This window comes from Lysobacter korlensis, assembly GCF_042434515.1.
In genome coordinates this window covers 1444833-1469217 of sequence record NZ_JBHLTG010000001.1, presented here as the reverse complement: position 1 = coordinate 1469217, position 24385 = coordinate 1444833, and the positions used below count along the sequence as shown (strand labels likewise).

At 68.6% G+C, this 24385-nt stretch carries 26 protein-coding genes, 2 tRNA genes and 1 other RNA gene; 12 read left to right on the top strand and 17 right to left on the bottom strand.

What is annotated here, in order from left to right:
- Window positions 1–11 precede the first annotated feature (11 nt).
- From fabD to ACFFGH_RS06885, 4 genes are all read right to left on the bottom strand, one after another.
- Window positions 12–974, bottom strand: a complete 963-nt coding sequence (gene fabD / locus ACFFGH_RS06900; protein ID WP_386666253.1) for an ACP S-malonyltransferase — start codon at window positions 972–974, stop codon at window positions 12–14.
- 126 nt (window positions 975–1100) lie between these two features.
- Window positions 1101–2081, bottom strand: a complete 981-nt coding sequence (locus ACFFGH_RS06895; RefSeq protein WP_386666251.1) for a beta-ketoacyl-ACP synthase III — start codon at window positions 2079–2081, stop codon at window positions 1101–1103.
- Between the two features lie 218 nt (window positions 2082–2299).
- Window positions 2300–2494, bottom strand: a complete 195-nt coding sequence (rpmF, locus tag ACFFGH_RS06890) for a 50S ribosomal protein L32 (RefSeq protein ID WP_386666248.1) — start codon at window positions 2492–2494, stop codon at window positions 2300–2302.
- Between the two features lie 30 nt (window positions 2495–2524).
- The gene (locus ACFFGH_RS06885) at window positions 2525–3049 is read right to left on the bottom strand and encodes a YceD family protein (RefSeq protein WP_386666246.1); all 525 of its coding nucleotides are present in this window, start codon (window positions 3047–3049) and stop codon (window positions 2525–2527) included.
- A 153-nt stretch (window positions 3050–3202) separates the two neighbouring features.
- Between ACFFGH_RS06885 and ACFFGH_RS06880 the strand changes: the two genes are divergently transcribed.
- Entirely contained in the window at window positions 3203–3559 is a 357-nt protein-coding gene (locus ACFFGH_RS06880; RefSeq protein ID WP_386666244.1) for a hypothetical protein, read from the top strand.
- Window positions 3560–3562: 3 nt separating this feature from the next.
- Complete coding sequence (locus tag ACFFGH_RS06875; RefSeq protein WP_386666242.1) at window positions 3563–4135, top strand: Maf family protein; 573 nt, start codon at window positions 3563–3565, stop codon at window positions 4133–4135.
- A gap of 3 nt (window positions 4136–4138) precedes the next feature.
- On the opposite strand, the gene ACFFGH_RS06870 is transcribed toward ACFFGH_RS06875, so the two are convergent.
- The 3 genes from ACFFGH_RS06870 to ACFFGH_RS06860 are packed head-to-tail and all read right to left on the bottom strand — an operon-like array spanning window position 4139 to window position 8768.
- Complete coding sequence (locus tag ACFFGH_RS06870) at window positions 4139–5884, bottom strand: hypothetical protein (RefSeq protein WP_386666239.1); 1746 nt, start codon at window positions 5882–5884, stop codon at window positions 4139–4141.
- A 4-nt stretch (window positions 5885–5888) separates the two neighbouring features.
- The gene (locus ACFFGH_RS06865) at window positions 5889–6881 is read right to left on the bottom strand and encodes a glycosyltransferase (protein WP_386666236.1); all 993 of its coding nucleotides are present in this window, start codon (window positions 6879–6881) and stop codon (window positions 5889–5891) included.
- Window positions 6882–6914: 33 nt separating this feature from the next.
- Complete coding sequence (locus tag ACFFGH_RS06860; RefSeq protein ID WP_386666234.1) at window positions 6915–8768, bottom strand: ArnT family glycosyltransferase; 1854 nt, start codon at window positions 8766–8768, stop codon at window positions 6915–6917.
- Window positions 8769–8827: 59 nt separating this feature from the next.
- Here ACFFGH_RS06860 and ACFFGH_RS06855 point away from each other — a divergent pair, with 59 nt between their 5' ends.
- From ACFFGH_RS06855 to ACFFGH_RS06840, 4 genes are all read left to right on the top strand, one after another.
- On the top strand, window positions 8828–9781 hold the full coding sequence (locus ACFFGH_RS06855; protein WP_386666231.1) for an AAA family ATPase: 954 nt from the start codon (window positions 8828–8830) through the stop codon (window positions 9779–9781).
- Window positions 9782–9784: 3 nt separating this feature from the next.
- Window positions 9785–10747 carry a DUF58 domain-containing protein gene (locus ACFFGH_RS06850; RefSeq protein WP_386666229.1) on the top strand — a complete coding sequence of 321 codons (963 nt, stop codon included), beginning with the start codon at window positions 9785–9787 and terminating at the stop codon, window positions 10745–10747.
- A 10-nt stretch (window positions 10748–10757) separates the two neighbouring features.
- The gene (locus ACFFGH_RS06845; protein WP_386666226.1) at window positions 10758–12716 is read left to right on the top strand and encodes a transglutaminase TgpA family protein; all 1959 of its coding nucleotides are present in this window, start codon (window positions 10758–10760) and stop codon (window positions 12714–12716) included.
- A gap of 68 nt (window positions 12717–12784) precedes the next feature.
- Window positions 12785–13270 carry a Slp family lipoprotein gene (locus tag ACFFGH_RS06840; RefSeq protein WP_386666224.1) on the top strand — a complete coding sequence of 162 codons (486 nt, stop codon included), beginning with the start codon at window positions 12785–12787 and terminating at the stop codon, window positions 13268–13270.
- A gap of 155 nt (window positions 13271–13425) precedes the next feature.
- On the opposite strand, the gene ACFFGH_RS06835 is transcribed toward ACFFGH_RS06840, so the two are convergent.
- From ACFFGH_RS06835 to dnaX, 4 genes are all read right to left on the bottom strand, one after another.
- Complete coding sequence (locus ACFFGH_RS06835; protein WP_386666221.1) at window positions 13426–13776, bottom strand: histidine triad nucleotide-binding protein; 351 nt, start codon at window positions 13774–13776, stop codon at window positions 13426–13428.
- 98 nt (window positions 13777–13874) lie between these two features.
- Window positions 13875–14471 carry a recombination mediator RecR gene (recR, locus tag ACFFGH_RS06830; RefSeq protein ID WP_386666218.1) on the bottom strand — a complete coding sequence of 199 codons (597 nt, stop codon included), beginning with the start codon at window positions 14469–14471 and terminating at the stop codon, window positions 13875–13877.
- A 112-nt stretch (window positions 14472–14583) separates the two neighbouring features.
- Window positions 14584–14910 (bottom strand): YbaB/EbfC family nucleoid-associated protein, encoded by a 327-nt coding sequence (locus ACFFGH_RS06825; protein WP_386667418.1) that lies wholly within the window; start codon window positions 14908–14910, stop codon window positions 14584–14586.
- A gap of 6 nt (window positions 14911–14916) precedes the next feature.
- Entirely contained in the window at window positions 14917–16743 is a 1827-nt protein-coding gene (gene dnaX, locus ACFFGH_RS06820) for a DNA polymerase III subunit gamma/tau (protein ID WP_386666216.1), read from the bottom strand.
- 198 nt (window positions 16744–16941) lie between these two features.
- Between dnaX and ACFFGH_RS06815 the strand changes: the two genes are divergently transcribed.
- Window positions 16942–17034, top strand: a tRNA-Ser gene (locus ACFFGH_RS06815).
- Window positions 17035–17139: 105 nt separating this feature from the next.
- Window positions 17140–17236: signal recognition particle sRNA small type (gene ffs, locus ACFFGH_RS06810), an RNA gene on the top strand.
- A gap of 89 nt (window positions 17237–17325) precedes the next feature.
- Here ffs and ACFFGH_RS06805 read toward each other — a convergent pair.
- Together ACFFGH_RS06805 and ACFFGH_RS06800 are read right to left on the bottom strand one after the other, a co-directional pair.
- The gene (locus ACFFGH_RS06805) at window positions 17326–18087 is read right to left on the bottom strand and encodes an MBL fold metallo-hydrolase (RefSeq protein WP_386666213.1); all 762 of its coding nucleotides are present in this window, start codon (window positions 18085–18087) and stop codon (window positions 17326–17328) included.
- Window positions 18087–18836 carry a 3-deoxy-D-manno-octulosonic acid kinase gene (locus tag ACFFGH_RS06800; protein WP_386666211.1) on the bottom strand — a complete coding sequence of 250 codons (750 nt, stop codon included), beginning with the start codon at window positions 18834–18836 and terminating at the stop codon, window positions 18087–18089. The genes ACFFGH_RS06805 and ACFFGH_RS06800 overlap by 1 nt, the downstream gene beginning before the upstream one ends.
- 22 nt (window positions 18837–18858) lie before the next feature.
- On the opposite strand from ACFFGH_RS06800, the gene ACFFGH_RS06795 reads away from it, so the two are divergent.
- A complete protein-coding gene (locus tag ACFFGH_RS06795; protein WP_386666207.1) occupies window positions 18859–19917 on the top strand; it encodes a glycosyltransferase family 9 protein in 1059 nt (352 codons plus the stop codon).
- A gap of 33 nt (window positions 19918–19950) precedes the next feature.
- Here ACFFGH_RS06795 and ACFFGH_RS06790 read toward each other — a convergent pair whose 3' ends face one another.
- Window positions 19951–20358: a DUF6165 family protein gene (locus tag ACFFGH_RS06790; protein ID WP_386666205.1), complete on the bottom strand. Its 408-nt coding sequence runs from the start codon at window positions 20356–20358 to the stop codon at window positions 19951–19953.
- Window positions 20359–20480: 122 nt separating this feature from the next.
- Here ACFFGH_RS06790 and ACFFGH_RS06785 point away from each other — a divergent pair.
- A tRNA-Ser gene (locus ACFFGH_RS06785) sits at window positions 20481–20571 on the top strand.
- 229 nt (window positions 20572–20800) lie between these two features.
- On the top strand, window positions 20801–21505 hold the full coding sequence (locus ACFFGH_RS06780) for a PP2C family protein-serine/threonine phosphatase (RefSeq protein ID WP_386666202.1): 705 nt from the start codon (window positions 20801–20803) through the stop codon (window positions 21503–21505).
- Between the two features lie 2 nt (window positions 21506–21507).
- Here the strand turns inward: ACFFGH_RS06780 and dnaQ are convergent, their stop codons facing one another.
- The 3 genes from dnaQ to ACFFGH_RS06765 form a co-directional block, all read right to left on the bottom strand.
- The gene (dnaQ, locus tag ACFFGH_RS06775) at window positions 21508–22266 is read right to left on the bottom strand and encodes a DNA polymerase III subunit epsilon (protein ID WP_386666199.1); all 759 of its coding nucleotides are present in this window, start codon (window positions 22264–22266) and stop codon (window positions 21508–21510) included.
- Window positions 22267–22339: 73 nt separating this feature from the next.
- Window positions 22340–22816, bottom strand: a complete 477-nt coding sequence (gene rnhA / locus ACFFGH_RS06770) for a ribonuclease HI (protein ID WP_386666196.1) — start codon at window positions 22814–22816, stop codon at window positions 22340–22342.
- A 51-nt stretch (window positions 22817–22867) separates the two neighbouring features.
- On the bottom strand, window positions 22868–23518 hold the full coding sequence (locus tag ACFFGH_RS06765) for a hypothetical protein (RefSeq protein WP_386666194.1): 651 nt from the start codon (window positions 23516–23518) through the stop codon (window positions 22868–22870).
- Window positions 23519–23596: 78 nt separating this feature from the next.
- Here ACFFGH_RS06765 and gloB point away from each other — a divergent pair, with 78 nt between their 5' ends.
- Window positions 23597–24361 carry a hydroxyacylglutathione hydrolase gene (gene gloB, locus ACFFGH_RS06760; protein ID WP_386666192.1) on the top strand — a complete coding sequence of 255 codons (765 nt, stop codon included), beginning with the start codon at window positions 23597–23599 and terminating at the stop codon, window positions 24359–24361.
- Window positions 24362–24385 lie beyond the last annotated feature (24 nt).

The window sequence follows — 24385 nt, the reverse complement described above, 5'->3', positions numbered from 1 at the left end:
CAGACCCGCCCTCAGCGCGGCGCCCACCCCGACTGCGCGGCTTCGAACTCGGCGAGCGTGCCGAGTGCGCGGGCATCGATCGATTTGTCGATCCGCTTCACAAGCCCCGCAAGTACCTTTCCGGGACCGCACTCCGCGATCCGAACAACGTTGCGCGCCGTGAGCGCCTGCACGCAGCCGGTCCACCGGACAGGCAGGTACAGCTGCCGCACCAGCGCATCGCGGATCGACTCGATGCCTTCGTGGACTTCGGCGTCGACGTTCTGCACGACCGGCAGCGCGGGCGCTCGCCAGTCCAGCGCCGACATTGCTTCGGCGAGCCGGTTTGCGGCCTCGCGCATTAACGGCGTGTGCGAGGGCACGCTGACCGCGAGCCTGACGGCCTTGCGAACGCCGCGCTCAGCGAGCTGCGCAAGTGCCTTGTCGACCGCGTCGGCGTGACCGCCGATGACAATCTGACCGGGCGAGTTGTAGTTCGCAGGCACGACGACACTGTCGCCGGACACCGCTTCGCAGACCTCCTGTACGAGCGCGTCTTCGGCACCGATCACGGCTGCCATCGCGCCGCTGCCTGCCGGCGCCGCATCCTGCATCAGCTGGCCACGGAGGCGTACCAGTCGCGCCGCATCGACCAGCGGCAGTGCGCCGGCCGCGACCAGCGCGCTGTACTCGCCGAGGCTGTGGCCGGCCAGCACGGACGGCTGGACGCTCGCTCGGCTGCACCACAGGCGCCACACAGCGACGCCCGCCGCAAGCAGCGCCGGCTGCGTGAACTCGGTACGGTTGAGCTGCTCTTCGGGCCCCTGCTGGCTCAATGCCCAAAGGTCCGCGCCCGCACCTTCGCTGGCCTCGGCGAACGACTCGCTGATCACAGGATGCTCGGCTGCAAGTTCGGCGAGCATGCCAAGCGATTGCGATCCCTGGCCCGGGAACACGAAAGCCAGTTGCGGATCAGTGACGACAGGTGCAGTCACGCGGATACCCGATGTGAAGGACGCGGCATCATACGGGCGAACATCGGGCAGCGTCTGTACTGATGCGTACAGTCCCCAAATGACAACGCCCCCATGCGGGGGCGTTCGAGCTTCCGGCGGTCGGGCTCAGTAGCGCACGAGCGCCGAACCCCAGGTAAAACCGCCGCCGAATGCCTCGAGCAACAGCAGCTGACCCCGCTGCACGCGCCCGGAGCGCACGGCCTCGTCGAGCGCGAGCGGCACCGAGCCCGAGGACGTATTGCCGTGCTTGTCGACGGTCACGACGACCCGATCCATCGGCATCTCCAGCCGCTTCGCGGTCGCCTCGATGATGCGCAGGTTTGCCTGGTGCGGGATCAGCCAGTCGATCTCATGGCGGTCGAGACCGTTCGCCTCGAGCGTCTCCTCGACCACGGAATCGAGGGCCTTCACCGCGTACTTGAAGACTTCGTTGCCGGTCATCAGCACCTTCACACCGGCGTTGTGCTCTTCGGGCTTGAAGCCGACCGACACACCAACCGGGTTGTACAGCAGTTCCTTCTTTCCGCCGTCGGCATGCAGGTGGGTACTGAGAATGCCGGTCTCGCTGTCGGCCTTCAGCACGACGGCGCCCGCACCATCGCCGAACACCACACAGGTCGAGCGGTCATTCCAGTCGAGCATGCGCGTCAGTGTCTCGGCACCGATCACGAGCGCGGTCTTCGCCGCACCCGAGCGGATGAACTTGTCCGCGATCGTCAGTGCGTAGATGAAGCCCGAGCACGCGGCATTGACGTCGAATGCCGGGCAGCCGATCGCGCCCAGCCGGTGCTGCACGAGGCAGGCAGTGGACGGGAAAATGATGTCGGGTGTCGTCGTGCCGAGCACGATGAGGTCGAGTTCGGACGGCGCCACGCCGGCCGCCTCGAGTGCACGCATCGCCGCGTGGTAAGCGAGGTCGCAGGTGGTTTCACCCTCGGCCGCGACGTGACGCTGCCGGATGCCGGTACGTGCCGCGATCCACTCGTCACTTGTATCGACGAACTGTGCGAGGTCGGCATTGGTCAGCACCTTTTCAGGCAGGTAGCTGCCGGTGCCGGCAATGCGCGAGAACAGTTGCTGGGTCATTCGCCCACCCCCGGTCGAACGACGCGCACGGCCCCCCGTCGCGTCAGTGGGCGCCTGCCATGCCAACACGCGGCGCCCCGAAAAACGGATGCGACCGCGAGGGTCGCATTCCGTCCGATCTACCGGCCAGCGCCGGCCTCCCCATTACACACTGCGGCAGCTCGCCGCCCGCATCCAGGGACTCGACTCCAGCACCGGTCAGGCGCCGGAACGAAGACTTACTCTTCGTCGACAACCTTGGTCGTGGTGTTGATGACCTTCTTGCCACGGTAGTAACCATCAGCGGTCACGTGGTGGCGCAGGTGGGTCTCGCCCGTGGTCGGGTCGGTCGCCAGCTGCTTGGGGCACAGCGAATCGTGCGAACGGCGCATGCCGCGCTTGGACGGGGAGACGCGGGACTTCTGGACAGCCATGGTGTTACTCCAGGAGAAACTGTAGGTGACTTACTTCTTCGGATCTTTCTTCAGCGCCGCGAGCGCCGCGAACGGGTTCGGACGTTCGGGTTCGGCACTGCCGCCCTCTTCGACCGGCCACTCCCGCTCCACCACGTCGCTACCCGGCATGATCGGCACCACCGGTACGGCGAGGATCAATTCGTCCTCGACCAGCTCGGCGGGCCGCAGCATGCCGTCTTCCGGCATCAGCAGTGGCTCGTACCCCGGCGGCAACGCCGCTTCTTCCGATTCACTGCGGATCAGCCCGAGCCGCTGCTCGATGTGCACCGGCAGCGCGAAACGCTCCAGGCTGCGCTGGCATTCCAGCGGCAACTCGGCATCGATCCTGAGCTCGGCGTACGGCACCTTGAGCGCGTCCTGACCGAACTCGATGGAGAATGTCACTTCACCATCGCCGTCGAGCAGGCTGCCACGCAAGCGCGTCAGCGCGGACAGCGGCAGACGCCCTTCGACACCTCGCCGCGCCGCGACCATGCGCCACGCGTCGAACACCTCGGGCAGGTTCGCTGACATAAGCCGCGGAATGGTAGTGACCGCCCCCGTCCCTGTCAAACCCGAACGCCCGTTAACGGGCGGCTAGCCCGCGCGGTTTGCGACTGTCGCCACGCCGCGGCAGACTGCACTGCCGCACCCCGTTGTCGTGCCGTGACCGCAAGCCCAGCTCCCATGATCCTCATTGCCGTCGCGGTCGCCGCCCTTGGCCTGTGGTTGATGCTGCGGCGCAAGCGCGGCCCGACGCCGCGCCAGAGGATGCTCAGCGAGTTGCTCGACGCGGCGGACGCGCTCGAATCGCGCCTGCGCGTGGCCAGAGCGGAGATCGCAGCCGTAGCCGGCGAGGACGGCGCGGACCCGGTCGGCGAGGCCATGCGCGAGATGCTTCGACAGCGGCTCTGGCTACGGGACCACGGCCGCTCGGCCAGTCTCGAGCAGCTGGCCGAGGTACGCGAGTCGATCGACGTGGCGCGGCGGCGCATCGAACAGCAACTGTCGCGAATCGAACGCGCACGCACGCCGATCACTTGACCGATGCGCCTGATCCTCGGCTCGACATCCCTCTATCGGCGCGAACTGCTGACGCGGCTGCGGCTGCCATTCGACGTCGAGCGGCCGGAAGTCGACGAATCCCCCCTCCCCGGCGAGGCGCCTCGTGACCTTGCTATCCGCCTTGCGCGCGCCAAGGCCGCGGCGGTCGCAGCCCGACATCCGGACGCCTGGGTGATCGGCTCGGACCAGGTCGCCGAACTCGATGGCCGCCCGCTCGGAAAGCCCGGCAATGCCGTTGCGGCGCGCGCCCAGCTCGCTTCGATGGCGTCGCGGGACGTCGTGTTCCATACCGGGCTGTGCGTGGTTCGCGCAGGCGACCGGGAACATGTCGAATGCGATCGCACCGTGGTGCGGTTCCGTGCGCTCGAAGTGGACGAGATCGCGCGCTACGTCGATGCCGAGCAGCCGTTCGACTGCGCCGGCAGCTTCAAATCCGAGGGGTTGGGCATCACGCTGTTCGATGCGATCGAGACTGTCGACCCGACCGCACTGATCGGCCTGCCGCTGATCGCGACTGCGCGGCTGCTGCGCGCGGCCGGGTTCGCCCTGCCCTGATCCTCAGCGCAACGCGATCGGGCACCAGAGCAGCGGGTGTGCATCGGCGCCGATGCGTGCGTCATGGACGCGGCAGTCGGCGGCGAGCATCGACAGACCGTAGCCGCGCAGCAGCTCCTGCGCCCGCTCGGCGGCTGCCTTGTTCTCCGCCGCAGTTAGTCCTGCGTCGGCCGGGGCGTGCAGCCGGCACCTACCTCCGCCCACTGGCACCACGGCTGCATTGCCACGCACGTGCTTGGCAAGCCGTCCAAGCGCTCCGCAACCGTCCAGGCCCAGCCGCCTCGCCTGCGCGTCAACACGGGCGATCCGCTCGGCACTGCGGTCGACGTGTGCAGGCACGACCGCGAATGCCGGCTGGCCGCGCGAGCGCACGATGTCGGCCGCACGTGTGCGATAGGCATCGGATTCCGGGAAGTTCGTCGCGACCGAAACGAATGCCCAGTCCGCAGGCAGGAATGGAACTGTCCAGGCGACGGGCTCGCCGCCCACGAAGACAACCGTCGCGGCTTTGTCGCGCGCAGCCGCCGGACGGTCAACGGCGAAGTCGCGTTCGCTCCAGCCGGCGTGGCCCCAGGTATTCCAGCCGAGCAACGAGACCAACGCACAGCCCGCCACCAGCCAGGGCGTTGCGCGTGGCCAATGCGGCCTGAGCATCAGCCACAACAGCAGCGGCGCAAGAAGTTCCAGCACAACGAGGTAGCGGTAGATGTTGAACACCGCCATCCACGCAAGGAAGCTTGCGCCCAAGAACACAGCGACGAAGCGCAGATCCGCCGCAAGCGGCTGTCGTGGCAGAGGCTGGCGCACCAAGCGGCGCAGTGCCAGTCCAGCCGCGAACGCGAACAGCACGGCCCAGATCACCTGCGGCAATGGGCTGGTCCCGACACGCATGGGATCAAACGTAAACACCAACGGCCACACCAGCCATTCAGCCAGCCCCTTCGGCCCCCACTGGTGGTCGGCCACGCCGATCGGTTGCGCGAGAGGAGCCTGAAACAAGGCATTGAACTGCGGAAAGAGCGGGTTTCCGAACGTGGTCCAGAGCGTCCAGTGCCACGGGCCGGCCACCAGCGCGAAGACGACCAGCGCGGCCACCGTGAGCGTTGTGAGCTGACCCCAGCGCGGCTGCCCGGTGGGCTGCACGAGCACGGCCGCTGCCAGCCCGACCGCGTAGATTGCGTTGGTCAGCTTGAGTGCGACAGCCAGGCCCAGCAGCGCCCCCGCGCCGATGAGCTGGCCCCGCCCGATCGGCGTGTCACGCGGCAACAGCACCAGCAGCGCGCCGAGCACGAACGGGGCCGTGGTGTTGTCGCCCATGGTGTTGCCGAGCTCGGACAGGAACGCGGCCCCGGTACATCCCGCCAGTGCGAGCAGCAACGCCGTGCGCATGCGGCGGGGCTCCGCGTCAAGCAGACGCCACGCCACCGCGGCCGCCAGTGCGAATCCCAGTCCATGCCAAGCGCCGAGCGCGAAACCGGCGAGTTCGGCAGACCCGTGTCGCAGCAGCCAGAAGTACGGCAGATCAAGCAACGGCGTGAAATAGCTCTGCAACTGCGCGGGCGCCAGATCCACATGCCAGCGCTCGCCCAACCACGCATAGGCGTTGTAGAGGTGGTAGTTGCGCAGATCCCAGTTGCGGTCCTGCCCCAGGGCAAGCGAAACCAGACCGGAGAGCAACGCGAATGCCGCGCCCGACCACCAAAGCGTGCGTGTCGGGCGCTGAAATGCGCTCGCGTCGCCAGTGTTCACCGGCTCACTCGGTTGACGCGGAACGGGCATGGGCGCCCCAGGTGCCGTAAGGCGGCGTGGCCAGGTAAGCCATGTGTTTGAGTTCGGTGCGGCCGCGTGTGATCGCGTCGAGGATCAGACCCGACGCGGCGGACAGGCCTGCCAGCACCATCAGGCCCACGCACAGCACCGCGGTCGGGAAGCGCGGTACGAGCCCGGTTTCCAGATAGGTATCGATCAACGGCAGTGCGAGCACGATTGAAGCCGTCGCGCAGACCAGCGCGCCGAGCGAGAAGAACAGCAGCGGGCGCTCACTCTTCCACAGGCGCAGGATGCGCAGGAGAATCCGTGCGCCGTCCCGCCAGGTGTTGAGCTTGCTGCTTGAACCCTCGGGCCTGGCGCCGTAGTCGGTCGGGATTTCCGCGACCGGCATGCGCAGTTGCAGTGCATGCACCGCCAGTTCGGTTTCGATGTCGAACCCCGCCGAGTGAGCCGGGAAGGATTTGGCATAGCGCCGCGAAAACGCGCGGTAACCCGACAGCATGTCGTCGAAGCTGCGCCCGAACAGCACGCCGGCGCAACGGGTGAGCAGCACATTGCCGAAGCGGTGGCCGGCGCGATACGCGGAGCGCTCGCTGCTACTGCGTGCGCCAACCACCATGTCGAGGTGCTCGTCGACCAGTTTCGCCACGAGGCGCGGCGCGGCGGACGCATCGTACGTACCGTCGCCATCCACCATCACGTACACGTCCGCATCTACGTCCGCGAACATTCGCCGCGCGACGTTCCCCTTGCCCTGCAGCGCCACCGGGTGGACGAGCGCGCCGGCTTCCCGCGCGATGGCGGCGGTGCCGTCCCGCGAATTGTTGTCGAACACATGGATCGCCGCACCGGGCAGGCTGCGAAGGAAGTCCACGACCACGCCCCGGATCGTCGCGGCCTCGTTATGGCACGGCACGAGCACGGCGATACGCGGCGCGTCCGGTGCTCGCGGGGCGGGTGGGGGTGCTGCGCTCACGGCGGTCCCGGTCGGGCTGAAAGGCGCGAGAGTTTATCGTGGCCCTGCGATCTCGACCGGCTGCTGCTGCCAGTCCTCGACGCTGCCGTCCGCTCCGTGCAGCCGCAGCCCGAGCCAGTGGGTACCAGGCGCCACGCCGCTTGCATCCACCACCGCTTCGAAGCCGACGTTCGGGTGGTTCGGGTCGGTGGAGCTGGCCCAGGTCGACTGCACGCCCGGGTTGGGGCGGCCGTATGCCGCGTCCGCAACCGGGTTGCCGTCGAGCAGTACCTGCACGCGCTCGATCCCGACCCCGTCCTTGATCGCCCAACCCTTCACCGTGAAGCGCGGTGGAACGCGCGCGCCCTTCACCGGCTGGTCGATATACGCCAGCACCGGCGTTACGCACGTGGCCGTTGGCGTGGCTTGCGCCGGCAGGCGGAACAGCAGGAAGCGCTGGTGGCCATGGTCGATATCGACGACACGCGGCGGCGGCAGACCGCCGAACTGACTGCATAGGCGCTGGTAGTGCGCGAGCAGGTCCTTGAGCTTGACCTCTGACGCGGCAACGACGAGCAGCGCCGGACCGGGCTCGCGGCCCTCGACTTCCAGCCCCCAAAGGCGCAACTGCGGCGCGCGGCCGTGGCTGCGGTTGAGTGGGTGGTCGAGCACCCCGATGTCGGGGTTGCCGAGCGCAAAGCCCAGTTCCGCGCCCACCTTGAAGCTGTCGCCAATGACGCGGGTGCCAGGCGGCATCCGGGCCAGCTCTCCGCGCACTGCCTCGCTAAGGGTCTCCCAGCCGGCGAAGTTCGACGGATACCACTTGTTTGATGCGGCACGTGCGCGAAGCGCCGGGGTGGAGGCAGCGGCGTAATAGCCCAGCGAAGCCACCAGTCCGAGCGCCGCCAGCGCGGCAGTTGCGATGCGCAGCCACCGCGGCCACGTTGCCAGCGCCGCAGGCAGCAGCGGCAGCAGCGCGAGATAACCCGGCAGCGGCCAATGGAAACTCACGCGCTCGGTGTCGGCGAAAAAGCCGAGCAGGAAGAACCCGGCGACGATCAGCAGTCCGAGCAGCGCAAAGTAGCGGGTCGAAGGCAACGCACCAAGCCGAGCGCGCCATCCCGCGTGCAGCAACGCGGCGAACAACAGCGGCGTAACCATCAGCGCCTGGATCGCGACGAACAGGATGCCGTCGCCGTGGAACGCCCACGGATGGCGATCGACCAGCTGGAACCGCAGCCCGGCATCGGCGTTGTCGAAGTTCCAGGCGATCAACGGGGCCCAGGCCGACGCGCCGAATGCGATCGCGGTCCAGGTGCGCACGTCCTTGAGCACCCGGCGCCCGTCTGGCAGCAGCGCCAGCGCCAGGAAGCCGACCGCGATCACCGCGATGAATCGGTAGTGGCTCAGCGCGCCGACCGCGAGGCCCAATGCAAGTTCGAGCGCCGAACTCGCATCGACGCGCCGCAACAGCCGGACCCCTGCGTCGACGCACATCAACGTAGCAAGCGCCATCGGCGCGTCCGGCAACGCAAGCAGGCCAAGCGAGCCGGCCAGTGGCAGCAATAGCGTGAAGCTGCCCGCATACCAGCCGTTGCGGCGCCCGTATTCGCGGGCCGTGATGCGCACAACGAGCAGCGGCACGAGCGCAGCCAGCAGCAGGAATGGCATCCGTAACGCGAGGGGGTGATTGCCGCCCACCTCGACCCCGAGCCGAGCCAACCATGCGGTCAGTCCGGGCAGGTCGGAATACGCCGCTGCGAGGTGCTGGCCTTCCTGCCAGTAGAACGCCTCATCGACGAACAGCGGCAGCATCGCGGCGATGCCGAGCTTGATGACGAACACGCCCGCCCAGAGTACCCAGAACGCCAGCTGAGCCGATCGGGCGTCGTCAGCGCCCGCTTCCATTGCGTCCCGCATATGTGTCCGTGACCTCGTAAACTCGGATGACGATCAGGAGACACTCGATGGCGGCACCCTCCTCGGCGGCGGCAATGCTAACTGATGGCCTGCGGGCCGCCCTTGACCGTGCCCAGACGCAGGTCAATTCGCTGGTACTCGGTAAGGCACACGAGGTGCGGTTGGCGTTCGTCGCGCTGCTGTCGAACGGACACCTGCTGATCGAGGACCTGCCCGGCCTCGGCAAGACCACGCTGGCACACGCGCTGGCCGCCAGCCTGGGCCTCGAATTCCAACGCGTGCAGTTCACCTCGGACCTGCTGCCGGCCGATGTGGTCGGCGTGTCGGTGTTCGATGCGCAGGCGCGCCGCTTCGAGTTCCACCCCGGCCCGGTGTTCACGCAGGTGCTGCTCGCCGACGAGATCAACCGCGCCCCGCCACGTACGCAAAGCGCGCTGCTCGAGGCGATGGCCGAACACCAGGTCACGGTCGACGGGCGCACGCATGCGCTGCCGGACCCGTTCTTCGTGATCGCCACGCAGAACCCGGTGGACCTCTCAGGCACCTACCCGCTACCCGATTCGCAACTCGATCGCTTCCTGCTGCGCCTTGCGCTGGGTTATCCGAACGAGGCGGCCGAGCGCGACCTGCTGGCGGGCACGGACCGCCGCGCGATGATCTCGCAGGTCGAGCCGGCGCTCGGCAGTGCCGACGTCGTGGCGCTGCGCCAGGCGGTGGACGCGGTCCACGCCAGCGATGTGTTGATCGGCTACGTGCAGGCATTGCTCGCGCGCAGTCGCCGCCATCCCGGGGTCCGGGTCGGCCTGTCGCCGCGCGCAGGGCTTGCCCTGCTGCGCGCAGCACGCGCGTACGCGCTGCTGCTGGGTCGCGCGCACGTCGTGCCCGAGGATGTGCAGGCGCTGTTTAGCGTCGTTGCGGCGCATCGCCTCGTGCCGGAGGCGCAGGCCGGCGGCGGCGACGTGCTCGCGAAGTCGGTCCTGCACGCGGTGCCGGTGGACTGAACGATGGTGGCGCTGGCTGGCCGGCCGTGGCGGGAGCACATGCGGGCGCTCGCACGACCGCGCGCGCCGGAAACCCTGCCGGTGGAGTTCGATCGCCGCCGCATCTACGTGCTGCCGACGCGGTTCGGTCTGTTCTACGCGGCGCTCCTGCTCACGATGCTGGCCGGCGCACTGAACTACAACAACAACCCGGCACTGCTGCTCGGGCTGCTGCTGGCGGGCGCGGGGCTCGCGAGCCTGATCGCGGCGCAGCTGCAGCTGGCCGGACTGAAGATCACGGCGATCGACGCGCAACCGGTGCCGGCCGGTTCGCCGCTGATGGTCCGCGTCCATGCGCAGGCGGCCGATTCCCGGGTCAGGCGCGGTCTGCGCGTCGATGACGAATCCTCGCCCGACCACGCCGTGCTCAGCCTGGCCGACGGCAGCGGCCAGGCCCAGCTCGCACTCGCCACATCCCATCGCGGCTGGTTCGACCTGCCCCGCATCCGGATTTCCACGACGCACCCGCTCGGCCTTGCGCGAGCCTGGGCATACGTGTGGACCGAGACACCGCTGCTGGTCTATCCGACCCCGGAGCCGAACGGCCCTCCGCTTCCCGAAGGGGCCGGCGAACTCGCCCAGGCGCGCCTGCACCCAAGCGGCGACGAGCTGCATCATCTGCGTCCGTATCGCGTCGGCGACGCGACGCGGGCGATCGCGTGGAAGCACTCCGCCCGCCGCGACTCCCTGCTGGTTCGCGAGTACGAGCAGGCGCTCGGCACCGACATCGTGCTCGACTGGCGGCAGGCCGGCCCATTGTCGACCGAGGCCCGGATTTCCCGGCTCGCGCGCTGGGTGGACGAAGCCGAACGTGACGGCCGCCGCTACCGGCTCGTGCTGCCCGGCCACACGTCGCTCGGCCCCGACCAGGGCGCGGCGCATCGCCATGCCTGCCTGCGCGCGCTCGCGCTGATGCCCGGTGGCTGAGGCGCCCCCCATGGTCGAGCTCGACCCGGCCAGCCGCCATGCGGCCGTGCTGACCGGCGGGGCGTGCCTGTTGCCGCTGCTGCTGCAGTTGCCGCTCCCGATCGCAGTGCTGCTCGCACTGACCGCAGTGGCGACGGCATCCCTGTCGTGGCGACGACCGCTGCCGCAATGGGCGCGCATCATGCTGGCGATTGCGGCGATCGCCGCGGTGCTGGGCCTGTCGGGCTTCCGGCTCGGACGCGATACGGGCTCGGCACTGCTCGCGGCGATGATCGCGATCAAACCGGCGGAGACGTTCGCGCTGCGCGATGCACGCAGCCTCGTCGGGTTCGCGCTGTTCGCACCGTTCGCCACGTTCCTGCTCGACCAGGGACCGCTGACGCTGGCGCTCGGGCTGGTCGCCGCGCTGCTCGCGCTCGCGGTCCTGCAGCGGTTGGCCGAAGTGGAGTCCGGCGACGTCCCGCGCCGCGCGTCGCCATGGCAACACGCCCGCGGGACCGGCCGCCTCGTCGCGCTCGGGTTGCCGCTGGCACTGGCGGTGTTCTGGCTGTTTCCGCGTCTCGGCTCCCCGTTGTGGGGCGTGCCCGACCGGGCACTCGCGCGGCCGGGTCTGTCGGACGAGATGCGCCCCGGCGATTGGCTGGACCTGCTGACTGACGAGCGCGCGGCGCTGCGCGTCCAGTTCTCGGGTCCGGCGCCGCCGACCACCGAAATGTACTGGCGCGGGCCGGTGCTGTGGCACTTCGACGGCATTACCTGGCGCTCGCCGTGGTGGCTGCGCAGGACCGAGCCCGCGCCGGTCGACCCCGTGCGTGCGCCGCGCTGGGATTACGAAATCGAAATCGAGCCCACCGACCGGCGCCAGCTGGTGGCGCTCGACCTGCCGCTGGAACTGCCGCCGGGCACGTCGATGTCAGTCGACCGGGTCGTCTACGCCGCACGGCCGTTGAGTTCGCTCACCCGCTGGCGCTTCCGGTCGGCGCCGCCGGAGCGCTTCCAGCCGCAGCTACCGGCCGAACTCAGGCAACTGGCATTGCAGCTGCCGGCCGGTTTCAATCCGCGCACCGTGGCGCTGGGCCGCCAATGGCGGCGCGAATCGGGGCTTGACGACGCTGCCATCGTGCAGCGCGCACTGACGTGGATCCGCACCGATTTCGCCTACACGCTCAATCCGCCGCCCAGCGGGCGCGAATCGATTGACGCGTTCCTGTTCGGCTATCAGGCCGGCTATTGCGAACACTTCAGCTCGGCATTCGTAGTGCTGATGCGTGCCGCCGGCATCCCGGCGCGCGTTGTCACGGGCTATGCGGGCGGCTATCGCAATCAGATCGGCGATTACTGGCTGGTGCGTCGGTCAGACGCGCATGCCTGGGCCGAAGTCTGGCTGCCGGCGCAAGGCTGGGCGCGCGTCGACCCCACCGCCGCCGTCGCGCCCGAGCGCATCTACGACACCCTCGCCGATCGTCCATCGGGCGGCGGTGGCCTGCTCGAGGGGTTCGGTGCATCGGCGCCTCTCTACGACGTCGGCGACTGGATGCGGCGCGGCTGGAATGACTTCGTGCTCGGCTTCAACGCGCAGCGGCAGGACCGAATGCTGCGGTCCGTCGGCATCGAACAGCTCGGCGCTGCGAGGCTGGGCCTGATGTTCGCGGCCGCCTGCGCGCTGGCGCTGCTGGTCATGCTCTGGTTCAGCGCACGCGGCCCGCGCGAAGTCGACCCGGTCCTTCGCGCCTGGCATCGGCTCTGCGCGCGCTACGAGGCCCTTGGCCTGGCACGGGAGCCGCACGAACCCGCGCAGGACTGGGCGGCTCGCGTCGCAAAGGCGCGACCCGACCTCGCCGCGCCGCTGCTCGCACTCACCCGCCGTTTCACTGACTGGCGTTACGCTCCCGGTGGATCCGACCGCGGTGACAGGCAAGCACTCGTCCGCGACCTGCGTGCCCATCGGCCGCCACGCCGGAATCGATAACCGCGCATGACGCGCGGAGCCTTCGCAAGGGATGCGACCTGCTGCCGCGCATCATGAGGAGAGCACCCATGAAGATCCGTATCGCCACGCTCGCACTGGCCAGCGCCCTGCTGGCCGCGTGCGCGTCCCAACCCCGCCCCCTACAGGGCGAGTTCGCCCAGATCACACCGCGCGAAGCCGCGGCCACCGACAGCACCGGCGCCGTGGTGCGCTGGGGCGGACGCATCGTGCAGGTCGAGCCCCAGTCGAACCGCACCTGCTTCGAGATGATCTCGACCCGCCTGGACCACTACGCCAGGCCGTACTGGGCGACCGACGACACCGGAGGCCGCTTCATCGCCTGCCGTACCGGGTTCTACGACCCGGCGCTGTTCGAGAAGAACCGCGAGGTGACGTTTACCGGCCGCATCGACGGCTACGAGAACCGCCGGATCGGTCAGTACGACTATCGCTTTCCGCGGGTCGAGGCCGAGACCGTGTACCTGTGGCCGGTCCGTGAGCGTGTCGATGTCGTGACCCGCCCGGCGCCGTGGCCGTGGTGGGGCTGGTGGTAAGCAGCTGACACGACCCACCGGATGATTCCGGGTCCGCCGACGCAGTGGCCGTCGGCGGGATCGAGAAACTCCCGGCACCTCGTCTGCGGGCCGGGATCATGGATGCGATCGAGAGCATCCGGCCACCCCGAGGCGAGCTCCCGCCCGCCCGTCGATCAACGACCGGTGCCGAAGCCACCCAGCGGCGCACCGGCCAGCAAATGCAGGTGGATCTGGAACACGGTCTGCCCGCCGTTCCCGTTGCAGTTCATCACCACTCGGTAGCCGTCATCGGCAAAACCTTCGCGCTTCGCGTACGCGGCCGCGGCGGTCACGAGCCGGCCGACGGTCTCGGCCTGCGAAGGCTCGAGGTCGTTGAGCGTCGCAACCGTTTGCTTGGGCACGAACAGCACATGCACCGGCGCCTGCGGCGAGATGTCGCGGAACGCGATCAGGTGTTCGTCCTCGAACACGATGTCGGCCGGTATCTCGCGGCGGATGATCTTGTGGAAGACGGTGTCGGACATCGGAGCCTCACTGGACCGGACGGGTCGACAGGATAGCGGGCCGCTCGATAAGCACAGTCGATGCGGCCTGCACGACTGCGCCTGCGTGCGCCGGATGATCAGTCCGGCATCTCGCTCCGGCTGCCGAACGCGTGCGACAGCGTGCCGCGATCGACGTACTCCAGCTCACCTCCCAGCGGCACGCCGTGCGCAAGCCGGCTCGGCCGCACACGATGCTGGCGCGCCAGTTGTGCGAGGTAGTGCGCGGTCGCCTCGCCCTCGACGGTGGGGTTGGTCGCGATGATCAGTTCCTGCACCTCGCCCTCGGCCAGGCGCGAAGCGAGACGATCCAGACCGAGTTCGCGCGGGCCGATTCCGTCCAGCGGGCTCAGCCGGCCCTGCAGCACGAAATACAGGCCGCGGTAGCCCGTTGCCTGTTCGATCGCAAGGCGATCCGCCGGCGATTCGACCGCGCACAGCTGGTGCGCATCACGCGAGGCGCTTGCGCAGACCGTGCAGACCGGCGATTCGCTGAAGTCACGGCAGCGCTCGCAGTGACCCACCTTCTCGATCGCCGAGGCGAGCGTATCGGCCAGCCGCTGACCACCGGCGCGCTCGCGCTCGAGCACGTGATAGGCCATGCGCTGCGCGGATTTCTGCCCGACGCCGGGCAGCACGCGGAACGCTTCGATCAACTGCTCGAGCAACTGGCTCAAATCAATCCTCCAGCCCGGCACGCGGGAAATATCCCGGTGCCATGAAGGGCCAAACGCTGCGCCGGCGAACCGCAGCCGCGGCCGCTAGGGCAGCCGCCTTGGCCCTCGCGGGTCAGAACATCCCCGGCAGCTTCATGCCCGGCGGGATCGGCATGCCGGCGGTGGCGGCCGCCATCTTCGCCTGCGACTCGGTGTTCGCCTTGTTGACGGCGTCGTTGAAGGCCGCGGCAATCAGGTCCTCGGCCATTTCCGGGTCGCTGAGCACGCTCGGGTCGATCCGCACCTTGCGGCATTCCATGCGGCCGGTCAGCGTGACGTTGACCATGCCGCCGCCGGCATTGCCGGTGACTTCGATCTTGGCCAGGTCTTCCTGCGCGCGCTGCAGGTTTTCCTGCATCTTCTGCGCCTGCTGCATCAGTTGGGCAATGTTTCCACGCATGGTCATTTACTCATCAAAAGGACGAATGGAATCGGGCACGACCCGGGCGCCGCGCTGCGACATGAGCCGCTGCACATCCGGGTCGTTCATGAAAGCTTCTTCGGCATTCGCCTGACGCTCGTCGCGCTCGCGGCGATTGCGCTCGCTGATCGACTCGGCGGCGACGGACGCGGTCTCGAAGCGGATCTGCGGGGTAAGCCCCAGCGTTGGTGCCAGCGCCTCGGCCACCAGCTTGACCATCACTGCGCCCTGCAGGTGTTCGTCGTCCGGCGCCAGCGAAAGGTTGAGCACGCCGTCGGCATACGAGACAAAACGGGCGTGCTCGGCGAGCAGACGCGCCGGCCCCTTGAGGCCACTGGCCGCCACGATCGCGTGCCAGTCGGCAGCATCCGCAAGGCGGCCCTGCGCGGTACCGGGTCGTTCGCTGGTCTGGACTGCAGCCGACACGACCGCGGCGGCGGTTTCAAGCACCGGCGCGGCCGACGCTGCAGCAGCCACCTTGCGCAGCGCCGCACCGGCTACTTCGGCGGCCTCGTCGATGATCGCGCGCGGCTGCTCGCGGGATGGGGCTGTTGCAGGTGGTACCGGGCCCGCTGCGGACGGTTCGGCTCGCGACCCAGCGGCAGGGCCTCGGCTGTCAGTGCGCCCGCGAGTCGCTCGGCCTTCGCCCGACCCCGACGGGGCCGCGCCTAGTGCGGCTGCAGCACGCGCGGCGCCACTTCCGGCTTTGGGCGCAGCATCGGCCTCGCCTCCATCCGCCGGCCGGAACGCGAGCATGCGCAGCAGCGTCATCTCGAACCCCGCGCGCGGGCTTGGCGCGAACGGCAGGTCACGTCGCCCGCCCAGCGCCATCTGGTACCAGAGCTGCACGACTTCGGGACGAACACTCACGGCAAGTCCGTCGAGGTCGACACCGTCGGCCTCAGCAGGCGCATCCGGAACCAGCTGCCGCACCTGGGTGCGGTGCAGCGCCTCGGCGATCGCTTCGAGCACGCTGCTCCAATCGGGCGAGAACTCGGCCAGCTCGGCAATCTCCTGCATCAGCCGCGCACCGTCGGCTTCGGCCAGTGCCGAGAGGACTGCGCCGACCCGCGTCCGGTCGACGCTGCCGAGCATCGTCGCCACCGCGGCGTCGTCGAGCTGGCTGCCGGTATAGGCGATCGCCTGGTCGAGCAGCGAAAGGCCGTCACGCAGACTGCCGTCCGCGGCCTTGGCCAGCTGCCGGATCGCCCCGGACTCGGCCGCGATGCCCTCGGCCTCGAGGATGCGCGTCATCTGGCCGGAGATCTGTCCCTCGTCCAGACGCTTGAGGTTGAACTGCAGGCAGCGCGACAGCACGGTGACCGGCAGCTTCTGCGGATCGGTCGTCGCGAGCAGGAACTTCACGTGCCCCGGCGGCTCCTCGAGCGTCTTGAGCAGCGCGTTGAACGCCGCCTTCGACAGCATGTGCACCTCGTCGATGAGGTAGACCTTGGTGCGGCCACGCGAGGGCATGTACTGCGCGTTCTCGATGACCTCGCGCACGTCGTCGACGCCGGTGTTGCTCGCCGCGTCGATCTCGAGCAGGTCGAGGAAGCGGCCGGCGTCGATGTCCTTGCACGAGTTGCACTCGCCGCAGGGATCGGCCGAGGTGCCCTGCTCGCAGTTGAGCGACTTCGCGAAGATGCGCGCGATCGTCGTCTTGCCGACGCCGCGGGTGCCGGTGAACAGGAATGCGTGGTGGACCCGCCCGGTGTCGAGGGCGTTGGTCAACGCGCGGACGACGTGCTCCTGTCCGACCAGTTCGGCGAAGCGCCGGGGGCGCCATTTGCGGGCGAGGACGAGGTAGGACATCGGGCGGCTTGGATCCTGCGATTCGGCCGGATGAAGCGGCGCCGGGAAGTTCGCGGTCGCCATCGGCACGGGTCGGGGCATTGTGCCACGGCGGGTTGCACCGGCCGCGACGCCTTGTGGCAAAGGGCCGCCGGGGCTAGACTCTGCGGCCCTGAAACCGGCCGGACGCCGGGCCCGGGGGCAAGCAGTACCAGGTGCGGAGAGGTGTCCGAGTGGTTGAAGGAGCACGCCTGGAAAGTGTGTAAGCGTCTAAACCGCGCTTCGGGGGTTCGAATCCCCCTCTCTCCGCCATAAATGTGAGTCCCTCACAAGAGCCCGCACATCCATGTGCGGACTTCTCAAGGAAAAGCTCTCCGGTCGCGATGACGGGAGCGGTCGCAAGTCTCCATGGTGGCCCCGTCGGCCCCTCGCGACACTAGGTCGAAAACCCCGCCAGGGCCGGAAGGCAGCAACGGTATCGACTGATGTGGGTGCCGAGGCCAGCCGGCGGGGCCATCACCATTTCAGGCTCGTGAAGGCCGCCGCGACTTGGGAGCCGGTCCGCGGCCTACCGCTGCGGCCATCGCCACTGACGGGCCCGCCTCAGACCTCTGCCGCCACGGCATCCGCCAATGGCGGCTCCAGCGCGATCACGCCGCCCGGCCGCGCCACGCGGTAGCCGCGGGCCTGCAGCGCGTCGCCTTCCTCGCGGCTGCCGTAGTGGTAGAGCACGCACCTGTCCAGCAACTCGCGCGGGTATTCGCGTTCGAGATCCTCGATACCGCTGTGCGACGGATTACCGCGTAGCGAGCAGTCGTGTGCGATCAATTCGCCAGCCGCGGCGAATCGCGCGAGCTGCTCTGGGATCGGCCGCGTGTCGCCGGTCCAGACCACGCTGCCGGGCAGGCGAAGGCCGAACGCGGTGTCCGGCCAATGATGCCGGACCGGGAAAACCTCGAGCCGATGGCCCTCGTGCCAGAACGCATCGCCCACCGGTACCAGCTGGAATGCGTCCCAGAAGTTCGCGCCGCCTTCGGCCAGCACGTTCGGATAGTCGGCCACGCGAGCGTGCACCAACGGCACGAGCTTCGCGGGCACGTAAAGGCGCACCCTGCCCCGCCACGCCTCGTCGAAGTAACTGGCGACGAACAGCCGCTCGAAGCCTCCGACGTGGTCCAGATGGGCGTGAGTCACGAAGGTCGCACGCGGCGCTTGCGGGTAGTGGCCGAGGTAACCGGTCAGGCCTTCGCTGCCGCAGTCGATCGTGAGCCACGGCATGCCGCCGCGTTCGATCGTCGCCATCGCCGACCCGAGTTCGACCGCCCCGGCACTGCCGACGCCATGCAAGCGCAGGTGCCAATCCATCAGTATCCGCGCCCCCATGCGAGTTCGTATGCGTCACGCAGGCGCGCGCAGTCCCGCTCGACGGCCTCGAGCGAGCGACCCCCGCGCAGCTTGCGCAGCGATCGCTCCAGACGGCGCAGGTTGCGCTCGCGCCATCCGGTCTCGGGGATGCGCAGCCGACCACGGTCAAGGTCGATGATCCAGCCGTGCCCGGCAGGATCGAACAGCAGGTTGTGGGCATTGAGGTCGGCATGGTCGAGGCCCGCGCGGTGGCAGCGCGCGACCAGCCGTCCGGCCTCCTCCCAGGGCGCACCGTCACCCGCGACGGCCGCGCGGTCCGCGAGCGTGCGGACGTTTTCCAATCGTTCGAGCAGGATCGCAGCGGTGTACAGCAGCCCTTCGCGCCGGTAGTACGCTGCAAGCGGACGCGGCACCGGTAGCCCGCGTTCGGCGGCCGCCCGGGTAAGTCGGAACTCCGCGAAACTGCGCGTACGCGAGGGGCCATGCCACCAGTAGCGCTCGCGGCTCAGTTGCGACACCAGGCCACCACGCAGGTAACGCCTCAGCAGCACACGGCCGAACGGCGCATCGACGAACCAGGCCCCACCCCTGCCACCACTTTCCACGGGACGCGCGTGCTCGCCCCAGTGAGCCGGGGAGAACCATTGCGGCGTCGGTTGCCGGACCTGCGCCACGTCGAACAGAATCGCCCCGTATCCGCCTTCATCGCGGAACGGCGTCAGTCCTTCGGCGGCGTCATACCCCGTCATCGCCGCGAGTCTAGCAACAGCCGTGCCTACTTCTTCCCCTGTTGATGTTTCGTCCATCTGTTTGCTGCGGCTGTCCGCGCTCGGCGATGTCACTCACGTGGTGCCGCTGGTGCGGACCCTGCGCGAAGGTTTTCCCTCTGTAACGTTGCATTGGGTGATCGGCAAGGGCGAACGCCGCCTGCTCGAAGGGCTCGAAGGCGTGGAGTTTGTCGAGTACGACAAGCGCAGCGGACTGGCCGGCATGCGTGCATTGCGACGCGGGTTGCCGGCCCATGGCTTCGATGCGCTGCTGCAGATGCAGGTCGCCGCGCGGGCCAACCTGCTATCGGCGTTTATCCCTGCGCGTCGAAGAATTGGTTACGACCGAGCGCGATCGAAGGACGGGCATGGGCTTTTCATCAACGAACGCATCGCCGACCGCCCCGGCATCCACGTGCTCGACGCACTCGGCAGCTTCTGCGAACCGCTGGGCCTTCGGCAGACGCAGGTGCGTTGGGACCTTCCGGTGCCGGACGACGCGCGCGCATGGGCGCAGGCGCAGTGGCCCGAGGATGGCCGCCCAACCCTCGTGATCTCACCCTGCTCCAGCCATGTGCTGCGCAACTGGCGACCGGATCGCTACGCCGCGGTCGCGAACCACGCCGTCGCGCGAGGCTGGCGCGTCGTGCTGTGCGGCGGCCGCAGCGAGCTCGAACGCAGCACTGGCGACGCAATTCTCTCCGGCATGGCACAGCCGGCGCTGGACCTGATCGGCAAGGACACGCTCAAGCAGCTGCCTGCACTGCTCGAGCGCGGTCAGCTACTGATGACCCCGGACTCGGGCCCGATGCACATCGGCAATGCGATGGGCACCAAGGTGCTGGGCCTGCATGCGGCCAGCAACCCAGCGCGCAGCGGCCCCTACAGTGACCGCCGCTATTGCGTCGACCGCTATGACGATGCCGCGAGGCGGTACCTGGGCAAGCCCGCATCGCAACTGCGCTGGGGTACGAAGATCGAACGCGAAGGCGTGATGGATCTGGTGACCGTCGATGATGCGATCGCGGCCTTCGAGCGCTACGTCGCCGACCACCTGGGCTGAGCGCACGCTGCGCCAGGTCATCGGCGGCGAAACTCAGGGCGCAGCGCCGGTCCGGTAATCCTGGTACGACTTTTCTTCGACATACGCCGAGCCCAGCGCGACATTGATCTCGCGCTTGATGCGGGCCCGTTCGTCGTTCTCGAAATACACGCTGCGCGCAAGCCGGACGAACTCCGCATCGAACTCCTGCGCACGTTCCTTGAGGCGGATCTCGTCCTCGATCACCCACAGACGCTCGTTGACGTCCTTGAGTTCGGCGCGCAGGCGCACGATGTTGTGACCGGCCGCGGGGTGCGCCATCCAGGTCTTCTCAAGTGCGGAAAGTTCGTTACGCACGTTGGCCAGCTTGGCGTCGTCGCTGATGCGCTCGGACTTGATCTGCAGGATCGCGATCTTGTCGAGCAGCTCGCCGAACGACACGGGAACGAGGATCTCGGACATGGCAGGTCACCGGAAAGGGGCCGGCAGTTTAGCCTTCGGAACGTGGGGCCCGCAGGCGGCTTGTCCCACCGCAGGCCGCCACGTATCATGAGCGGCCCGTCGACGCAGGTCGGCGGCCACCCGGAGAGGTGGCAGAGTGGTTGAATGTACCTGACTCGAAATCAGGCGTGCGTTTATAGCGCACCGGGGGTTCGAATCCCCCCCTCTCCGCCAGAACACGAAAAAGGGCAGCGCAGGCTGCCCTTTTTCTTTGTGCGGCATACGACGCAAAACCCATGCGTCCGGCCCCTGCCGATTTCGCCGTATGGATGGCAGAACGCTGATCCATGCAGGTAGCCTGCAGCGGCATCAACCTGTGGTCCGGTTGCCTCGCGGCCGCCCGACCGTGATGATCGCGTTATGCACGAGGTACAGACTGGAATGCGGCAGGCATGATCGAACCATGATCGAATTCGGACACCTGACGCACGTCGGCCTTCGACGCGACCTCAATGAGGACACCTATTACGGTGACAGCGAGCTGGGGCTGTGGCTGGTGGCCGACGGGATGGGCGGGCACGAGTACGGCGAAGTCGCGAGCGCCTTGGCGCGGGACACGATCGTGCGCGAGATCCGCGCCGGGACGTCGCTGGTGCAGGCGATCCGCATCGCCGACGAGGAGATCATCCGCACCTCTCGTCGCCGCAACGATGCGCTGCCGATGGGCACCACTGTCGTCGCAGCCCGCGTCAGCGGCACCCGTTTCGAGGTTGCCTGGGTCGGCGACAGCCGCGTCTACCTGTGGCGTGACGGCCAGCTGGCGCAGCTATCCCAGGACCACAGCTACGTGCAGGAGCTGATCGCGAATGGAGCGATCACGCACGAGCAGGCGCGCAATCACCCGCACCGCAACGTCGTTACCCAAGCGCTCGGCGTCACCGATCCGCGCAACCTCAACGTCGAAAGCATGACCGGCGAACTCCGGCCCGGCATGCAACTGCTGCTGTGCAGCGACGGGTTGACCGAGGAAGTCGACGACGCGGACATCGCCCGCGTGATCGGCCAGCACGACTGCAGCGCGCAGGAATGCGTCGACATGCTGGTTGCTGCGGCGCTGGACGGGGGCGGCTCGGACAACATCACCGTAGTGCTGGTCCGCAGCCACTGACCTCAGGCGGTCGCGAGCACCCCACTCGCTGCGGGTGCCTCGGCCGCGGCTTCGTCCTCGGTCCAGGCGTCCCACACCGCCCGTCCCGCTTTCTTGCGAAGTTTCTCCAGGCGCGCCTCGTGCGCCCGGTGTTCGTCGGCAGTGACCTCCACTCGCGGTCGCGACGAGGCCGGTGCGGCCTTGAACGCCGCAGTCGCGGCCGCCGCCGCGTCGTCACGTTCGTCGCCGAAACCGATCTCGCCCTGCCCCGAGGTCAGCCCGATGTAGACCTCGGCCAGCAGCTGGGCGTCGAGCAGCGCGCCATGCAACTGCCGATGCGCGTTATCAACGCCGAGCCGCTTGCACAGCGCATCCAGTGAATTGCGCTGCCCCGGGAACCGCTTGCGCGCGATCGCCAGCGAGTCCTCGATCGCGCAGCGGTCGGCCAGGCAGCCGTACTGCGGCCCCAGCAGGCGCAGTTCGTTGTTCAGAAAGCCGACGTCGAACGCGGCGTTGTGGATGATCAGCTCGGCGCCGTCGATGAATTCCAGGAACTCGTCGACGACCTGCTCGAAGCGCGGCTTGTCGGCCAGGAACTCGAGCGTCAGGCCGGTGACTTCCTGCGCGCCGGCTTCGAACTCGCGCCCCGGGTTCAGGTAGCAGTGGAACGTGCGCCCGGTGGGACGCCGCTCGACGAACTCCACGCAGCCGATCTCGACCACCCGGTTGCCGCGTTCCCAGCTCAGGCCGGTGGTTTCAGTGTCGAGAATGATCTGGCGCATGTACGGGTCAGGTTGGTGCGGGGGAGGAACCGGCTGCAACATTCGGGCCGCGCCACGATGGGCATGCTGCAGGCTATATCACGCTCGCGGCACCGGACCTGAGACGCACGGCCGCGTTCCGGGCCAGCACGTCCACCCGCTCGTTGTCGGGGTTGCCCGAGTGGCCTTTGACCCAGCGCCAGTCGATCGTGTGGCGCTGGCTGGCCGCGTGCAGACGCTCCCAGAGGTCGCGGTTCTTTACGGGGTCGCCGCCCGCGGTCTTCCAACCGCGGCGCACCCAGTTCTTCATCCACTCGGTGATGCCCTGGCGCACGTATTGCGAATCGGTATGCAGGGTCACAACGCATGGCTCGCTCAGCGCCTCCAGCGCCATGATCGCGGCCATCAGCTCCATGCGGTTGTTCGTCGTTGCCGCCTCGCCCCCGAAGAGCTCGCGCTCCTTGCCTCGGTAGCGCAGCAGCGCGGCCCAGCCGCCGGGGCCCGGGTTGCCGAGGCAGGCGCCGTCGGTGTGGATCTCAACGGCTTTCGATGAATTCGTCGGTTCGCTCATCGGCGCATTATTGCCGCGACCGGTCGCACCGCCCCGCGGGACCGGCGCGACTCAGCGCGTCTGCAGGCGCAGGCTGCGCAGCGGCGCGGGCGGAATCACCGCGTGCGTGCGCTTGCTGATCGTCAGCGCGACGCCGGCCCTCAGCCGATCCACGGCGCCGACGCCGACGTCGCCATGCGCGCTCCGCCAGCGCGGCCCGAGCCACTGCAGACCCAGCGAGTCCACCGCAAAGCCGGCCCGCTGCAGGCGCCGCTGCCAGCGGCCCGGGTCGTGCGCCCGCAGGCCCGAGCGCAGCCACCGCGCCCGGTAGGGGCTCCACGGATTGAGCACCGCCAGCCACAGCACCCCACTGGGCCCGAGCACGCGCGAGCACTCGTCGAGCAACGGATCGCCGGGCGCCGCGTCGTCGAGCACGTGCTGCAGCAGTACGACGCCGAGGCTCTCGCTCGCGATAGGAAGCGGCAGCGAGCACCGCACGTCGCCCTCCAGGCCGCTCGCTCCCGGTCGCAACAGCAGGCCCCTGCGCCGGTCGGACTCCGGCGGCGTCGCGCCCGGGACGCCTAACCACAGCCAACCGGGGGCGGCCGCGGTCGCGCTGGAAAGCACGCGCGTCATCGCCGCCTGCTCGACCGCGAGCAGGCCCTGCCCGGGGGCACTGGCGTACCAGTCCAGGGCAGGCTCGGGTTGACGGGTTGGCCGCATGCGAGGCATGGTCGTCGGGTTTCGGGTCCGGATGGCTGGCGGCCCGATTCTGCGTGAATCACCAGAGGAACGACACCCGTGCTTCTGAGCGCCCTGCCCGCCTTCGACGACAACTACATCTGGACCCTTGCGGACGAGGCTGGCCGGACCATCCTCGTTGACCCCGGCGAGGCGGCGCCGGTATTCGCCGCAGCCGCAAGCGGGCTGGAGCCGGCCGCGATCCTGCTGACTCACCATCACCATGACCACATTGGCGGTGTGCCGGCGCTGCTCGAGCGCTGGCCAGCGCTCGAGGTGTGGGCGCCGGACGACGCCCGGATCGCCACCGCCACGCATCGCGTGCACGACGGCGATCGGGTTCGCGTGTTCGATGCACAGTTCGAGGTGCTCGCCGTGCCCGGCCATACGAGCAGTCATGTCGCATTTGTCGGGGAAGGCATCGTCTTCTGCGGCGACACGCTCTTCAGCCTCGGCTGCGGACGGATGTTCGAGGGTACGCCTGCGCAGATGCTGGCATCGCTGCAGCGGCTTTCGGCGCTCGACGGAGACACGAAGGTCTGCTGCGGGCACGAGTACACGGTCTCGAACGCGGCGTTCGCACTTGCCGTCGAGCCGGACAACGCTGCGCTCCACGCGCGCGCGACCGGAGCCCATGAGCTGCGGGCGGACGGCAAGATGACTGTCCCGAGCACATTGGCGGACGAGCGCGCGTGCAACCCCTTCCTGCGCTGTTCCGCTCCGGCCGTAAGGCAAGCGGTGGAACAGCGTTTGGGGCGGGTGCCGGTCGACGATGTCGAAACGTTCGCCGAGTTGCGCCGCTGGAAAGATGGGTTCCGCGCATGAGCACGCGCAGGACATCCATGCTCG